Annotated in this window: 23 protein-coding genes; 16 read left to right on the forward strand and 7 right to left on the reverse strand. The window is 58.9% G+C overall.

The features are described from left to right. The first annotated feature begins 77 nt into the window (after nt 1-77). The 3 genes from CKW40_RS21410 to CKW40_RS43865 all read left to right on the forward strand — a co-directional run bounded on the left by CKW40_RS21410 (nt 78) and on the right by CKW40_RS43865 (nt 989). A complete protein-coding gene (locus CKW40_RS21410; RefSeq protein WP_095201852.1) occupies nt 78-356 on the forward strand; it encodes a type II toxin-antitoxin system RelE/ParE family toxin in 279 nt (92 codons plus the stop codon). A gap of 27 nt (nt 357-383) precedes the next feature. Beyond that, a complete protein-coding gene (locus CKW40_RS21415; protein ID WP_095201853.1) occupies nt 384-692 on the forward strand; it encodes a HigA family addiction module antitoxin in 309 nt (102 codons plus the stop codon). A gap of 123 nt (nt 693-815) precedes the next feature. Continuing rightward, a complete protein-coding gene (locus tag CKW40_RS43865) occupies nt 816-989 on the forward strand; it encodes a hypothetical protein (RefSeq protein WP_095201854.1) in 174 nt (57 codons plus the stop codon). A gap of 41 nt (nt 990-1,030) precedes the next feature. Here CKW40_RS43865 and CKW40_RS21425 read toward each other — a convergent pair whose 3' ends face one another. Next, nucleotides 1,031-1,645, reverse strand: coding sequence for a glutathione S-transferase family protein (locus tag CKW40_RS21425; RefSeq protein WP_095201855.1), 615 nt, complete (start codon nt 1,643-1,645; stop codon nt 1,031-1,033). Nucleotides 1,646-1,900: 255 nt separating this feature from the next. Between CKW40_RS21425 and CKW40_RS21430 the strand changes: the two genes are divergently transcribed. The 3 genes from CKW40_RS21430 (at nt 1,901) to CKW40_RS21440 (ending at nt 3,439) form a co-directional block, all read left to right on the forward strand. Continuing rightward, nucleotides 1,901-2,323 (forward strand): VOC family protein, encoded by a 423-nt coding sequence (locus CKW40_RS21430; RefSeq protein ID WP_095201856.1) that lies wholly within the window; start codon nt 1,901-1,903, stop codon nt 2,321-2,323. 100 nt (nt 2,324-2,423) lie between these two features. After that, the gene (locus tag CKW40_RS21435) at nt 2,424-2,777 is read left to right on the forward strand and encodes a DUF1428 domain-containing protein (protein WP_095201857.1); all 354 of its coding nucleotides are present in this window, start codon (nt 2,424-2,426) and stop codon (nt 2,775-2,777) included. 92 nt (nt 2,778-2,869) lie between these two features. After that, on the forward strand, nt 2,870-3,439 hold the full coding sequence (locus tag CKW40_RS21440; protein ID WP_095201858.1) for a dihydrofolate reductase family protein: 570 nt from the start codon (nt 2,870-2,872) through the stop codon (nt 3,437-3,439). A gap of 80 nt (nt 3,440-3,519) precedes the next feature. On the opposite strand, the gene CKW40_RS21445 is transcribed toward CKW40_RS21440, so the two are convergent. Both CKW40_RS21445 and CKW40_RS21450 read right to left on the reverse strand, forming a co-directional pair. After that, nucleotides 3,520-5,154 carry a tetratricopeptide repeat-containing sulfotransferase family protein gene (locus CKW40_RS21445; protein WP_095201859.1) on the reverse strand — a complete coding sequence of 545 codons (1,635 nt, stop codon included), beginning with the start codon at nt 5,152-5,154 and terminating at the stop codon, nt 3,520-3,522. 187 nt (nt 5,155-5,341) lie between these two features. Then, complete coding sequence (locus CKW40_RS21450) at nt 5,342-5,578, reverse strand: hypothetical protein (RefSeq protein ID WP_095201860.1); 237 nt, start codon at nt 5,576-5,578, stop codon at nt 5,342-5,344. 326 nt (nt 5,579-5,904) lie between these two features. Between CKW40_RS21450 and CKW40_RS21455 the strand changes: the two genes are divergently transcribed. The 7 genes from CKW40_RS21455 to CKW40_RS21480 all read left to right on the forward strand — a co-directional run bounded on the left by CKW40_RS21455 (nt 5,905) and on the right by CKW40_RS21480 (nt 9,488). Next, entirely contained in the window at nt 5,905-6,111 is a 207-nt protein-coding gene (locus CKW40_RS21455; protein ID WP_095201861.1) for a cold-shock protein, read from the forward strand. A 185-nt stretch (nt 6,112-6,296) separates the two neighbouring features. Then, entirely contained in the window at nt 6,297-6,566 is a 270-nt protein-coding gene (locus CKW40_RS21460) for a hypothetical protein (protein WP_095202021.1), read from the forward strand. After that, on the forward strand, nt 6,563-6,829 hold the full coding sequence (locus tag CKW40_RS21465; protein WP_095201862.1) for a hypothetical protein: 267 nt from the start codon (nt 6,563-6,565) through the stop codon (nt 6,827-6,829). The genes CKW40_RS21460 and CKW40_RS21465 overlap by 4 nt, the downstream gene beginning before the upstream one ends. Before the next feature lie 39 nt (nt 6,830-6,868). Next, complete coding sequence (locus CKW40_RS43870) at nt 6,869-7,006, forward strand: hypothetical protein (RefSeq protein WP_179298059.1); 138 nt, start codon at nt 6,869-6,871, stop codon at nt 7,004-7,006. Nucleotides 7,007-7,105: 99 nt separating this feature from the next. Continuing rightward, a complete protein-coding gene (locus CKW40_RS21470; RefSeq protein ID WP_095201863.1) occupies nt 7,106-7,330 on the forward strand; it encodes a hypothetical protein in 225 nt (74 codons plus the stop codon). A gap of 318 nt (nt 7,331-7,648) precedes the next feature. After that, nucleotides 7,649-8,437: a hypothetical protein gene (locus CKW40_RS43070; protein ID WP_143748355.1), complete on the forward strand. Its 789-nt coding sequence runs from the start codon at nt 7,649-7,651 to the stop codon at nt 8,435-8,437. Further along, nucleotides 8,427-9,488 carry a hypothetical protein gene (locus tag CKW40_RS21480; RefSeq protein ID WP_143748356.1) on the forward strand — a complete coding sequence of 354 codons (1,062 nt, stop codon included), beginning with the start codon at nt 8,427-8,429 and terminating at the stop codon, nt 9,486-9,488. Before CKW40_RS43070 ends, CKW40_RS21480 begins: the two co-directional genes overlap by 11 nt. 168 nt (nt 9,489-9,656) lie before the next feature. Here the strand turns inward: CKW40_RS21480 and CKW40_RS21485 are convergent, their stop codons facing one another. Further along, the gene (locus CKW40_RS21485; protein ID WP_095201866.1) at nt 9,657-10,082 is read right to left on the reverse strand and encodes a Kazal-type serine protease inhibitor family protein; all 426 of its coding nucleotides are present in this window, start codon (nt 10,080-10,082) and stop codon (nt 9,657-9,659) included. Between the two features lie 500 nt (nt 10,083-10,582). Here CKW40_RS21485 and CKW40_RS21490 point away from each other — a divergent pair, with 500 nt between their 5' ends. The 3 genes from CKW40_RS21490 to CKW40_RS21500 all read left to right on the forward strand — a co-directional run bounded on the left by CKW40_RS21490 (nt 10,583) and on the right by CKW40_RS21500 (nt 11,981). Beyond that, complete coding sequence (locus tag CKW40_RS21490; protein WP_006202520.1) at nt 10,583-10,795, forward strand: cold-shock protein; 213 nt, start codon at nt 10,583-10,585, stop codon at nt 10,793-10,795. Between the two features lie 316 nt (nt 10,796-11,111). After that, nucleotides 11,112-11,324, forward strand: a complete 213-nt coding sequence (locus CKW40_RS21495; RefSeq protein WP_008877668.1) for a cold-shock protein — start codon at nt 11,112-11,114, stop codon at nt 11,322-11,324. 213 nt (nt 11,325-11,537) lie between these two features. Further along, nucleotides 11,538-11,981: a BA14K family protein gene (locus CKW40_RS21500; RefSeq protein WP_095201867.1), complete on the forward strand. Its 444-nt coding sequence runs from the start codon at nt 11,538-11,540 to the stop codon at nt 11,979-11,981. A gap of 183 nt (nt 11,982-12,164) precedes the next feature. Here CKW40_RS21500 and CKW40_RS21505 read toward each other — a convergent pair whose 3' ends face one another. The 3 genes from CKW40_RS21505 to CKW40_RS21515 form a co-directional block, all read right to left on the reverse strand. Next, nucleotides 12,165-12,803, reverse strand: a complete 639-nt coding sequence (locus tag CKW40_RS21505) for an MBL fold metallo-hydrolase (protein ID WP_095201868.1) — start codon at nt 12,801-12,803, stop codon at nt 12,165-12,167. Nucleotides 12,804-12,961: 158 nt separating this feature from the next. Continuing rightward, a complete protein-coding gene (locus tag CKW40_RS21510) occupies nt 12,962-13,279 on the reverse strand; it encodes a hypothetical protein (RefSeq protein WP_095201869.1) in 318 nt (105 codons plus the stop codon). 145 nt (nt 13,280-13,424) lie between these two features. After that, on the reverse strand, nt 13,425-14,318 hold the full coding sequence (locus CKW40_RS21515; protein ID WP_095201870.1) for a branched-chain amino acid aminotransferase: 894 nt from the start codon (nt 14,316-14,318) through the stop codon (nt 13,425-13,427). Nucleotides 14,319-14,461 lie beyond the last annotated feature (143 nt).

The following is a 14,461-nucleotide window of genomic DNA, read 5'->3' on the forward strand; positions in this document are numbered from 1 at the left end:
TGAGACCCGGTTTCCTTGTCTGTAAATTATTTGCTTACATCCCTTGATTTATGTAAGCAATCTGTTTACATGTATCCATGATCAAGTACTTCAAGAACAAGGCGCTGTCGGACCTCTTTCAAACCGGAAAAACCGGCAAGATCGACGCCAAGATGCACAAGCGCATTCTTGTCCGGCTCGACCGACTGGAAGCTTCAGAGAAGCCGGAGGAGATGAACCTTCCCGGCTTTGACTTCCATCCGCTGAAAGGCTTCGATCCCATCCGCGACACGGTCCATGTCAATGGCCCGTGGTGCATCACATTTGAATTCGACGGTACGGACGCCGCCCGTGTCGACTTCGAGCAATACCACTGAGGCGGCCAGATTGGAGAAGTTCGACTTATGAACGTGCACAAGCCGACGCGTCCGATCGAGCGTTGTCCCTCCCACCCGGGAGCGCTGCTTGAGGACATCATCCCGGCAACTGGAAAGACCAAGGTGGAAATTGCAAATCTGCTCGGAATCTCCCGGCAGCAGCTCTATGATATCATCCGCGAAAAGAAGCCGGTTTCGCCGGCAGTGGCCGCCCGCCTTGGGAAGCTGTTCGGCGATGGCGCTGCGATCTGGCTTCGGATGCAGGCGGCTTTCGACGCCTGGCACGCCGAGCGTGAAGTGGATGTTTCAGCTATTCCGACGCTCAAGGTTGCCTAGGCCCGTTCTGGATTGAATCCGGTGTCGTAACAAAAATTCCGCCGCTCTGTCGGATCGGCTGGACCTGCGGCGTCCTTGGGATGCCGACACAATGATGCCGGCTTCATCTGAGGAGAAAGCATCATGTCCATTCTGTCATCCCTGGGTCGCGTCGCCAGCCGTTACGCACAGACGCGCGCCCGCCATCGCAGCGAGCGCGAGCTGCTGTCCCTGCCGATCGAACTGCGCAAGGATATCGGCTGGCCGGAAATCGTCATCGATGCGCAAAACAGCCCGCGGATCCGCAGGGCTCCCTGACTGATGCAGCCGGGAGCCACACCATTGATGGCGGCCGCCAGTCAGTCATGTGTATCGCCCGAAAGCGGCGTCGCCCGCATCGACGCACGCTTTTCGAAAGCCTCGAACCAGCGCGTCAGCCGCGCCCGCGCGCGAAACGACGGAAGCTGGCGGAACGCCATCCAGGACAGCGTGGTGGCGAGCGCTATATGGCCGACATGGAGCGGCGCTTCGTCGTCCAGGGTGCTTTCGATCCAGTCGTAGCTCGCCTCGATCTTGTCCCGGTATCCCTGCGCCAGAGCGCCATAGCGCAGTGGTTCGGGCCTCCTTTCCGTCTCCCAGCGCAAGGCGATCCCCGTCTGCGCTAACCCTTGAGCGACCGATTGCAGCCGCAATGCCTGCCAGCGCGCCTCGCCGTCTTGCGGCAAAAGCTTGCGGCCGTCATGCCGCGTGTCGAGATAGGCGCAGATGACGTCGGAATCGAAGATCGCCGATGCGCCCGGCCGCAGCAGCACCGGCACCTTGCCGAGCGGGTTTTCGGCGTAGACGCGAGCGTTACGCAAGGTCGGACTGGTCTCGTGATGAATGACCTCGAGCTGATCGGCAATGCCGGCCTCATGCGCGAAGACCAGCGCCTTGCGCGCGAAAGGTGAGTGGGTCTGGTAATAGAGGATCATTGTCGTCCCACGAGTTGAGCAGGCGGCGCGTGATCCATCCGTTCTAGCCTGCGGGTTGCGAGAATTGCGCTCTGATTGGGGGCCGCCGACGCAAGTTCGTTTCACGCCTTCCGTTCAACCCACCGCTTGCACGGCCTGTCCGTAGCCGGCCGCCAAAAAAATTTCGCGGGCCATGTAGGATTGCCGTCGCCTCGTTCGTCCTGTGGCTCGCAAGGCCAAGCAAACGCCCAAACCAGACGCAAAGAGGAGCAAGACATGACTGACCAGACCCCCGTTCAGCCCAGGGCAGAAGTGCTCGGCGGATTGACCCCCTATCTGCAGGTTGACGGCGCCTTCAAGGCTGCCGAATTCTACAAGAAGGCCTTCGGCGCGAAACAGGTCTTTGCCTATCCGGCGGACGAAAAAGGCCGCACCATGCATATCCATCTCCACGTCAACGGCTCGACGCTGATGCTGGGCGATGCCTTTCCCGAACATGGTCATCCGCACAAAGCGGCGCAGGGCTACACGCTGCAGCTCCATCTCGACGACGGCGACATCGACAGCTGGTGGCAGCGCGCCGTCGATGCCGGCTGCGAAGTGGTCACACCGTTGCAGGTGATGTTCTGGGGCGACCGCTGGGGCCAACTGAACGATCCGTTCGGCGTCGCCTGGGCGATGAACGCGCCGGTCAAGTAGATTCCCTGGCGAGCAGGCGTCGCCCGCCACGGCTGACGCGCTCACCGCGCCGGGTGGTATCCCCGCCGACCCGGCGCCCGTTTCAGCAAAGGAGAACCCCATGTCCTATGTCGATGGTTTCGTGCTTGCCGTGCCAAAGGCCAAACTCGACGACTACAAGAAGCTGGCCAACCTCGCAGGCCCCATATGGATGGAACACGGCGCGCTCGCCTATGTCGAATGTATCGGCGACGACATGCCCTATGGCGAGCTGACCTCGTTTCCGCGTGCCGTTCAGGCAAAAGACGACGAGATCGTCGTCTTCGCCTGGGCGGTCTATGAATCCAGGCAAAGCCGCGACACGGTGATGGCCAAGGTGATGGCCGACCCGCGTTTGACACCCGACTGGGGCCCCATGCCCTTCGATATGAAGCGCATGATCTTCGGCGGCTTCCAGCCGTTCATGGAGCTGTAGACCGAACATCCAGACCGATCGCCCGCTGCCGCGTGCCGACGCCAACGGCGGGATCCGAAACTCGTCTTCATTTCTCAAGGCAGGACCGACTTATGCGCAAGCTGATCGTATTCAACAGCATCTCGCTCGACGGCTATTTTACCGACGGGCACGGCGCCATGGACTGGGCGCACAGCCAGGATCCGGAATGGAACGCGTTCGTCGCCGATAATGCCAAGGGCGGTGGCATGCTGGTGCTGGGCCGCGTTACCTACGACCTGATGATCCAGTTCTGGCCGACGCCGATGGCGGCCCAAATCGCACCGGTGGTGGCCGAACGCATGAACGCCATGCCGAAGGTCGTGTTCTCCCGCACGCTCGACACCGCGAGTTGGAACAACACCGAGTTGGTCAAAAGCGGAGCCGCCGCGAAGCTTCGGGAACTGAAGCAGCAACCGGGCAACCACATGACGATCCTGGGAAGCGGCAATCTCGTCGCTCAATTGGCCGAGGAGAATTTGATCGACGAATACCAGTTCGTCATCGTGCCGATCATGCTTGGCGCCGGCAGGACGATGTTCGAAGGCATCGGCAATCGGCTCAACGTGAGGCTGGCCCGGTCGCAAGCCTTCGGCAACGGCAACGTCTTCCTGCGCTATGAGCAGAAGCCGCAGGCCGGCTGATGCATGTTGCCCAAAGAGATCAGGACAACGATTTCAACCAAACATCGTCCTGATCAATCGCGGCACCTCTGCCTGGCTCTTCAGTCCAGTTTGTCGAGCAGCGGCTTCAGCCGGTCCCCATAGCGCTTCCACAAATCGACCGAGCCTTGATACATCGGCTGGCGCACTTGGGCGGCGGACGCCGTGCGCACCGGACGATCGGTCTCGTGGAACGACAGCACGGCATCGTCCCATGGCAGGCCGAGATAGTCGATGAGCGCCCGGCTTTGCCCTTCCTGATCGGCGACGAAATCCTCGTAGCGAACATCGTGCACGACGCCGGGCAGCACCTTGTGCCAATGCGCCATGATGTCGGTGTAGAGATTGTGGAAATCGGCGAGCTCGCCGAGGTCGTAGCCATAGCGGTGGCTGTCGCCGCGGAAATGCACCTTGTAGATCGACAGGCAGGTTGCCACCGCATCGCGGGCACAGTGGATGATCCTGGCCTTCGGCATCATCATGTGGATGAAGCCGATAAGCAGGAAGTTGCCCGGCATCTTGTCGGTGACGTGGCTGATATGCGGATAGCGGGCATGCAGCATGTCGAGATAGGCCTGGCCTGCCTCGGCGAAATCCGCATCGTCCGTATCCGATACACCCCAGGGGAAGCCGCCCGGCATGTTGGCCGGGAACTGCTTGCCGACCGCCTTCTTCAGGAAGCTGAGCTCGCCGGCGCCATAGACCTTGGGATGGCTGGCGATAATCTGCTCGACCAGCGTCGTGCCCGAACGCGGCATGCCGACGACGAAGATCGGCGCGTCATCGGTGATCGGGCTCGGCCTGTGCCTTTCGAAGAAGCCGGCATCGAACACCGTCTTCATCGCCTCGAATTCGGCGCGTGTCCTGACGGGATCATAATTGATCCCCTTGCGGCGAATGGCGTTGCCTTCGGCGAAGTAGTCGAAGGCCTTGTTGTAGTCCCTCAAATCGTCATTGGCCTTGCCGAGGCCGAAGGACAGCTGCATGCGTGCCAGGCTGTCCTGCGGTGCCTTGGTATGCTGGGCTTCCATGCCGGCCAATTCGGCATCGCGCTCCTTCTGGCGCTTGACCTGCGTCAGCATCAGCCAGGCGGTGGCCATGCCGGGGTTGATCGCCAGTGCCTGCCGGAACAGGTCGGCGGCCTCGTCGAGCTTGCCCTTTTCCATCAGCCCGACGCCGAGCCCGTGCAGCAGCTCGGCATCCTTGGGGCGGATGGTCAGCGCTTCGCGAAAAACCGCCAGCGCCTCGTCCAGACGTCCGGCTTCCTGCAGGGTTTCGGCAAGCCCGATGCGGGCGCGCACATGGAAGGGATTGCGTGCGACCGTGCCGCGATAGATCTCTTCGGCCTCGTCGAACCGGCCGAGCTGCTTCAGCGACGAGCCGAGATTGTCGCGCGCGGCGAGTTGCTCCGGCCGCAGATCCACCGCGCCACGGAAGAAGTCGATTGCCGCGTCGACACGGCCGAGGTCGCGCATCACCGTGCCGAAATTGTTGAGGAAATCGGCATTCGTCGGCTGCAGGCTCACCGAGCGTTCGATGAGATCGAGCCCTTCTTCGCTGCGCCCGGTCTGGTGCAGCAGCAGCCCCAGGAAATGCGCAGCCGCCGCGTGTTTGGGCTGACGCGCCAGGACTTGCCGGTAGATTGTCTCGGCCTCTTGCCGGCGCCCGGCTTGATGCAGTTGCAGGGCCTGCTGCACATACTGGTCGAGGCCCAGCGGCGGCTGTCCGCCCGCGCCAGACCTGGCTCCCGCACCCGCCGCTCGTCTCTGATCTCTGTTAATGGGAAACCTGCCGTGTTTATCCGCCTGCCGCGATCTAGGCCATTGGCGCGGCAGGTTCAAGTCTCGGCGTGGTTTCGCACCCTTTCCGTCGCCGTCAAAGCGATCAGATCAGGCGGTTAGTCTCGGCAACCTGCCTGGCCCGCCTCACCGTGCCATCGGTGTCGGAGATCGTGCGCCTTGCCGCCTCATCGCTTCTGATGGTCAGCCGTGCCGACTTGACGATCATCGGCTGGCCGGTCGGGCCAACGGCGATGGCATGTATGGTGATCGGCTTGATGACCGGATTGATGACCGGATTGACCGCGACGGTCTTCCCTCTTGAGCCTCTTGTGGAAACCATGGTTTTGTCCTCATTCCGGAGTAAATAAAAAATATCGAACCGGGAAAGTGCCCCGGCGAATTGTCAAGAATTTTTAGAAATATGCCGACCCATAGCAGAATTATTGGAAGATCTAAAGCGATCTATTTTTCAGCTGCAGCGCGCTTATTTTCTGAATCATCTTGAATAGGCGGCCCGATCGATCTACATGAGGAGGATCGTTTTGGCCAGAATTGGCATCTCGCGGCGTCAGAGGTTCTCGACCCGCCAATCTCATTCCAAATCGTCGATACCGGACGCACGGCACGTTCGCGATGCGACGATTTTTCAATCCGCGAAAGACAGATATGACCACCGGAACCGTGAAGTTCTACAATGGCCAGAAGGGTTTTGGCTTCATTCAGCCGACCGATGGCGGCAAGGACGTTTTCGTCCATGTCAGCGCGCTGGAGCGCGCCGGCTTCCCTGGCCTCGCCGAAGGCCAGAAGCTGCAGTTCGAACTGGAACGTGACGGCAAGGGCCGCGAGTCGGCCGCCAATCTGCAACTGATCTGATCCGGCCGAATTCGATGAACGCTGACCACGGATGTACTGGCAGCTCTCGAAAGCGGCTTATTTCCAGCGATTGCCGGAAATAGGAAAGCGGGGCTCGTCCCCGCTTTTTTGCTTTCAGGCCGCTGTTTTACCTGACGCCCAAGGCGTGAACCAATCAAGGCGTGAACCAATCGAAGGCCAGGACGATGCCGGACCGCACCACCCATTCCATTGCCCACTTCACCGCGGCTTTCGCGCTCGGTGGACTGGAGGGGCAATTGCCGGCCGGCGACTACGACATCGATCACGACGAAGAGCTGATCGAAGGCATGTCGCATGTTGCCTGGCGCCGAGTCGCCACCTTCATTCACCTGCCGGCGAGGGCGGTGAAGAATCCGACCACCAGCCAGCTTATCGCCATCGACCACCTCGAACTCGAAACCGCGCTGAAGCGCGACCGGGAGAATGCAGCATGATCCGTTTCCAGCAGAATACGCGTCCGCGCACCGACACGCCCTCGCACCTTTTCGCCATTGGCCAGACGGTGCGCATGAAGAGCCGCACCGGCCTCGTCCAGAAGACGGCCGAACTGTTCCAGATCAAGAGCAGGCTGCCGGTCAAGGACGGCTCGCCGCAATACCGTATCCGCAGCGAGCAGGAGACCTACGAACGGGTCACCACGGAAGACAATCTCGAACCGGTCGACACTCCGGTTGTCGCCAACAATCCGGCGGTCTGAGATCCCCGAACGCCAGCCAACACGCACAAGGAGCAGTCCATGTCCAAAGGTCAACAGCGAAGCAATCGCGAAGCGCGCAAGCCGAAGAAGGACAAGGTCGTGGCCAAGCCCGCCTCCCCGTTCGGCTCATCGGTCAAGCAGGCGGAGAGCGGCCTGAAGCCGAAGTCCAAGGGCTGACAGCCCTGGGGGCGCTTCGCATGTGCCCCGTCGCCCCGCTGTGAGCAGGCGCTGACCTGGCACAACAGGCTCACGCAATGCTCTGCAACGGAGGCTTGCTTGAACTTCGTCATCGAGTTCTACCGGTCGCGCGACGCCGAGGAAGCAACACTCGACAAGGTGTCGCTGGAAGCGCCGACCCTGCGCGCCGCCCTGCAGGGCGCCACAGCACTCTTGCACACGCTCGCAATGCCGCAGATCCCCGACCGGCTGCGCATCTCCGATGAGCACGGCAGCGAGCTTTACGCTGGCCCGGCCGATGGAGCGTATCCGGCTGAGGCTTGAGGAGCGTCGTGAACACCAGCCTCTCGCCCGCCAATTGGTCTGATCCCTGCGCAAGCGCCTCGCGACATTGAGCCTGCACAGCTAAATTGCAGGAGTCCCTCGCAATACCTCTCACCGCCTTTGCGATCGGGATCTGGCCACCAGATCGATGGCACCAATGATCCGATGTCGCAGTAGCTGGCGCGAAGATCGGATGAGATGTAGCCGCGCCACCGAGAGCAGTCCGGGCCGCCTCTTTCCCATGTTCACATGCCATGCTACTTTTCTGCTCCTATCATTATACAGAAAGCATCTCTGTCATTTTTTGGGAGTGTCATTTTGGACCCAAAGCGCTCTGTTCTGGAACGTTTTTTAGAACGAAACAGCATAAATAGTGCGCGACCGCTGCCAATAGTCCACACAACGGATGCTTACATTACTAGAAAATCCATCGAAACTGGAAAGCTTTCCATATCACCATGCGACAGATTCGAAGGCGAGAACTTACTATATTTTTTCGTTGGTCGAGCTGCGTATAAGAAAAACCTCCCGGAAGAGGTTGAATACTGGGAGTTGCCATCCTGCTTGGTTTTCGATTTTCAGGTTAAGAACGCAAAGCGACTATACCCGTTCGATTCAGGGGCCTTTAAAACGAAACGATATCCAAACTATGTAAGTATGATGGACTTAGACGATTTCTCCATGGCTCCCACTTCAAATAATGTGGAGCGCGCGATCGGAGCCTTTTTTCAAAGCAATCTGAACTACTATCGGCTGGCAGCCCGACGACGCGCGGATTTTGAATACGACCATGACGTCGGAGTCTTGGACGAAGAGATAAAGGCTCTTTACAAATTAATCGAAGACAAGTCGAGGAGAATGGACGATAGACGATTCTCGATCGAGCTTCAATTTGAAGAATCATTTATGTTTTCTGATAGAAAACCCCTATTGATCATAATACCAGAAACCTATCTCAAGAATCAGAAATACGTCGACAAAATTTATAGAACTGGGGAAACTATAGAAACTTATCCAGTATACCCATTGCGAAAAGATTACTACTATTACGCTATATATGAAAAACTTGATAGTTTCTATCGAGAGAGCGGTTTCTATGAAATATAACATAACAGATATGATTGATCTGGCACCCGGCGCGCCAGGCCTGATGATACCAATGTTTCGACGAACCGGCTCAAACCTGCCGTTTGTTCAAGAAATGAGCGAAAATTTTGAAGTAGTCTCCATGATGCCGGTCATGGACATCGAATCATACGAGTTTTGCACAGAGGTGAACGATGCATCGACCGACGTTGGCGAAAAGGGGATTATTTCGTTCAGGTCATTCGACCTGAACGTTTACAGCATGACAATTCAAGAAATTTTTCGATATCGGGACCTAAATCGATCAAAGATAACTGAGGATCCTATCCTTGACCTACAGCTAGGTCGGATCTGCGGTGATCCCCTCTCCATGATGTTTGACAAGTGGAACCAAGCCTCCCCGGTCCTAGATGATATAAGTGAAGCCAAAAGGTGGGTTGCGGGCGAGAACAGGTTATTTCAGAAGAATGATTTAATATGGAGAAATGTCAAGAAATTCTCGACCGAGAAAAGAGAAGAAAAGAAACATGATGTCTCCGAACACGGGTTCGAATTTTACTTTCGATGGCTAAATAAAAACTACAGGAGTGACTCCTGGCAAAATATGTGGATAAAAGCGTTTCAGATCAACGCGTTTGAAGAACGCCTCATTCAACTTGGAGCCAACTGGCTCAGTAGTCAGCTCAGCACCGAGAACCCAGTACAATATTTCAGAAGCGTTCTGTACATTGTACTTGAGCGAGCAGGAATCCAGGGGATGCCCGAGGACTTTAGGCGGGTTATGACAAGTTATGTTTCCGAAAACCCAGACCAAATATATGGTCTATTATATCCGCATGATTTTATTTACTACGTGATTATAAATTTGTTTGGGGAAATTTCAGAGCAAACTAAGACTATTTCAGACGATGGTGTATTTTCTACAATAATGGAGATCGACAAGATAGTCGGCAAGGACGATCGGTACAGCACGCACTTCAGAAACGCGCTAAAAGAACTAGAGGTGCTGCAAGAGTACACGGCTTACTTTGATTATATATCCAATTTTGACGAAAACGACGACGCTGAATAAGCGAAGATGAACAGGCGGGCCACTGATTATTGAAGCCGACATCAGCTATCAATTTCGCGGATTTCTGAACTTGGCTAGCTGCTAATACATCTGCGGGCAACGAGTTTGGCGACGCCCATCTGGAGGAAAGCACCACTCTCTAACGAAGACGTAGAAGGTGAGCCCCTCTCAGCACGGCCCGTCGCCAACGATGCGATAATCCGCGGCGCGGGCTTCGCAGGCGTTGGGGAAGCTGCGCATCTCGCCGTGCCGGCGGGCGCAGACGGGCGCGTATTCGCGGGTGCAGAACGTCTGCTCTTCGCCACCGCCACCGCCACTGCCACCGCCATCACCGTCGCCGCGGCACGGGCCGTCACGCACGATGCGGTAGCCGGCACGGTCGGCAAGGCAGGCATTGGCGAAGGTTTGGCGATCGCCGCCGCGCCGGGCGCAGACCGGTTCATATTGCCTGGTGCAGAATTCCGGTTCGGGACGCGGCGGACGCGGGCGTGGTCCCGGCCCGTCATCGACGACGACGGTGCAGGCGGCCAGAAGCCCCGACAGGAACAGCACGGCAACCCCTTGCCGCGAGAAAATTGACGCCAGGAATTTCATGCTGACCTCTCCCCCGATCGCGATCCATTCCGATCCTCGCCATTCGCTCGTCAAATGCAACCCCTGTTTGCAGCTCACACCGGGAGCGACGTCTGGAGCCGGGGCGATTGGCAACGGCTGTCGTTAGCCGCCTCTGGCCCATGCGTGACCGTGGCTGTGGGCCGATGACCCGATCCGCAACCAAGCCTATCTGCGCCCGGTCGACGCTCAGATCGGTCGATTCTTGCGTCGGGATGCGTCCAGTGTGGCGGCCCGCGGCGCTATCTTGCAACCTTCACGTTTCCGTGCGATAAATTCCGTGTTCGGGCATTTGCGACCCGGAGAGCGGAACGTTTTGGACGACCTTTCCCCGATACTGTGAATCTCTGACGGCCCCGTTTTCGGCGGGGGGTTTGACCATGCGCCAATGCATGACTGCCGAAGCAACCACCGGGAACTGCCCTCGACGCCAGGTGGCGGGCAGGACCACCAAAGACTGAACGGGTGAAGGAGTTTCCCCAATGGCCCAGACCGGCACCGTTAAATTCTTCAACGCGACCAAAGGCTTCGGTTTCATCACGCCCGACGGCGGCGCCAAGGACGTGTTCGTCCACATTTCCGCGATCGAGGCATCGGGCCTGCGCACGCTCGTCGACGGCCAGAAGGTCACCTTCGACGTCGAGCCGGACCGCATGGGCAAAGGCCCGAAGGCGGTCAACCTCCGCGCTGCCTGACCATCGGCGCCGCGCGTCCCTGACGGCGGGCGAACGAGGGTTCCAAGCTCGCCCAGCCTGTGGGCACGCAGACAGATTTTTAAGAAGGCGCGGCGATTTTCGTCGCGCCTTTTTCATGTCCTCGGCAAAGCAGAAATGCATGTCGCCCAAAAGTGGATCCGGTTTTGGGTCGACGACGTGCATCATAACAAGGGCTTGACGCGCTTTAAGCGCCCGCAAAACTTTCTCTTGCCGATGACGCTAAAATAAAGGACAAATTTCCTCTCGGGCATTTGCCGGCCCGAGACTGGAGTTTATGGGATCAAAGGAGCTTCCCATGCCGCAGACCGGCACCGTCAAATTCTTCAACCATGCCAAAGGCTTCGGCTTCATCACGCCGGACGATGGCGCGAAGGATGTCTTCGTCCATATTTCGGCCGTGCAGGCGTCGGGTCTTCCCGGTCTCGAAGATGGGCAGAAAGTAACGTTCGACACCGAGCCGGACAAGCGCGGCAAGGGACCCAAGGCCGTCAACCTGTCTGTCGGCTGAGCCGGCTTCATGCTGCCGACCCGAGCAGGGCAGCCCAGCTCATTTCGAGCTTGGTTTTTGTCGCCTCTGCTGGACCGGCAGTTTGTCGCCTCTGTTGGACCGGCAGGTCGAAATCCGTTCAGCCTCCGTTCAGCCACGGTCGCATATTAGCCTTGGGTAAAGCCGGACCGCATCCCCTGCAAAACTGCACGGCCCGGTACGAAGGAGACCAAGATGAACAGAATTTTCAAGACAGCCGTGCTGTCCGCCACCGTGGCCGCCACCATGCTGGTGGCCTTGCCCGCGGCCAACGCCGATGAATGGCGTCATCACCGCCACCACGGCAACGGCGATGCCATCGCCGCCGGCGTGCTTGGCCTCGCCGCCGGCGCCCTGATCGGTGGCGCGCTGGCCAATGACAGGCCACCGCCTGACGCTAACCGCTACTACGATGACGGTTACTACAATGACGGTTACTACGATCGTGACGTGCGGATCCGCCCGGCACCGGTCCGCCGCTACTATGCGGAGCCGCGGGTGGTCTATGCCGACCGTTATGCCGAACCGTGGACGCGCGACTGGTACGAATACTGCTCGGACCGCTACCGCACCTTCAACTCCCGCACCGGTACCTTCACCGGCAATGACGGCGAGCAGCATTTCTGCACGGCAAACTGAGTGCATGTCGCCCAAAAGCATGCCCTCGGGTCTGACCCGAGGGTGCGCAGCGGTTTTGGGATAACGACTTGCACCAAACAAAATTCCAAAGCGCGAAAGCGCCTTAGGGCTTCCCTGCCCCAAACAAAAAAGCGCTGACCGCAAGGCCAGCGCTTTTTTGTTGTTGCCCGGGTGTGTTGAGATTCAGGTCAGGAACGGATTCGTCCTGCGCTCCTCGCCAAAGCGGCCGCCAGGGCCGTGGCCGCAGATGAAACCGATATCATCGCCGAGCGGCAACAGCTTGTCCTTGATCGAGGCGATCAGCGTCGCATGGTCGCCGCCCGGCAGGTCGGTGCGGCCGACCGAGCCACGGAACAGCACGTCGCCGACATGGGCGAACTTGGCCGCGCGGTTGTAATAGACGACGTGGCCCGGCGCGTGACCGGGGCAATGCAGCACCTCGAACAGGTGGCCGCCGAACGACACCGTCTCGCCTTCGATGAGGAACCGGTCGGGCACGCAATTGCGCGCGCCTTCAATGCCGTAACGCCTGCCCTGGTTCTCCAGATTGTCGAGCAGGGACTTGTCGGCTGCGTGCGGGCCGATGATGTCGATGCCCAGCGCCTCCTTCAGGTCCATCGCGCCGCCGGCATGGTCGATATGGCCATGCGTGATCCAGATTGCTTCGGCCGTGATCGCATTGTCCTTCAGCACCACCAGCACCTTGTCGATATCGCCGCCCGGATCGACGACGACACCGTGCTTGTCGTCCATGTCGAACAGGATAGTGCAGTTCTGCTGGAACGGTGTGACCGGCACGATGCCGGCATTGAGCTGACCCATGATCGTCCTTTCAATGTCTCGGCGTGATGTAGAGGTGTCGGCGAAAGGCGTCCACCCCTCGAAAGACGAACAGTCAGTCGTCCCAGAAACGGAAATGGGCCAGAAACGGAAATGGGCGGCCGAAGCCGCCCATTTGAACAAGCCTGAAATCGTCAGGCTTACTTCTTCATGGCGCCCATGACCGCGCCGATGATGCCGGTCAGGATCGCGCCGCCGCCGGCGCCGCCAACGATGTTGTTGAGGTTGAGCGCACTGCCGAGACCGCTCGTCGCCGCCGCTGCCGCTGCCGGGTCGATCGTGCCGTGGCCGAGCAGGCTGCCGAGGATCGCCGCGCCGCCGACGCCGCCAATGGCACCACCCAGGATCTTGGGAAGCTGACCCATCGCCGCGTTCTTGAGCGCAACACCGATCGCCTGACCACCGATGACGCCTGTAATCACCTGAATAATGATCGGAAGAAGCGTGTTCATGTCCATATGATTAGTCCCTCCATAGCTGCCAGCCTCCCGGGCCGACACCATCATGAGACGCCGAATTGGATGAAAGTCAAATGCAGAAACGCTGAAATAAAAGGGGCGGCTCGAAAACCGCCCCTGCTTGCGCGAAAAGCTGTGACTATCGTTATTCTGCGGCGATCGCGTGCTTGGGCTGAACCGCGGCAGAATAGTCATTCATAAGATTCTTGGCGATTTCACCGACCTCGAATCGGTAAGCGCCGATCTCCGACACCGGCGTTACTTCCGCTGCCGTTCCCGTCAGGAAGCATTGCTCGAAGCCTTCCAGTTCTTCCGGCAGGATGGCGCGTTCGATGACTTCCAGGCCGCGATCCCTGGCCAGCCCAATGACCGTGCGGCGGGTGATGCCGTCGAGGAAGCAGTCGGGCTTCGGTGTGTGGATCTTGCCGTCCTTGACGAAGAAGATATTGGCGCCGGTTGCTTCCGCGACCTGGCCGCGCCAATCGAGCATCATGGCGTCGGCATAGCCTTTTGCTTCGGCGGCGTGCTTGGACATGGTGCAGATCATGTAGAGGCCGGCGGCCTTCGACTTCGACGGCGCCGTGCGCGGGTCGGGCCGGCGCCATTCGGCAACATCGAGGCGGATGCCCTTCAGCTTCTGCGCCGGATCGAAATAGCTCGGCCACTGCCAGATGGCGATGGCGACGTTGATGCGGTTGTTCTGCGCCGAAACGCCCATCTGCTCGCTGCCGCGCCACGCGATCGGCCTGACATAGGCGTCCTGGAAACCCTGCTTCTTCAGCAGCGTAGTCGAGGCATCGTTGAGTTCGGCCACCGAATAGGGAATCTTGAAGCCGAGCAGGCGTGCCGATTCATGCAGGCGCTCAGTGTGCTCGTTGAGCTTGAAGATCTCGCCGCCATAGGCGCGCTCGCCCTCGAAGACCGCGCTGGCGTAGTGCAGACCGTGCGTCAGCACATGGATCTTGGCGTCGCCCCACGGGATGAACTCGCCATTCATCCAGATGAAGCCGTCCAGCTGATCGAAGGGAACGGATGCCATGATAACCTCCCGCGGGCCGCGACCCGCATATCCTAGTGTCGTTTCGTGTTCTTTTTGGCCGCGCCAGGTGATTGGAGACGCTGGCCGGTGTTGCGAAGCGTAAGCGGATAATGGCGCTCTGGCAAACTCAGGAAGTTCCGGAA

The sequence above is a fragment of the Mesorhizobium carmichaelinearum genome (assembly GCF_900199455.1).
GTDB lineage: Bacteria > Pseudomonadota > Alphaproteobacteria > Rhizobiales > Rhizobiaceae > Mesorhizobium > Mesorhizobium carmichaelinearum.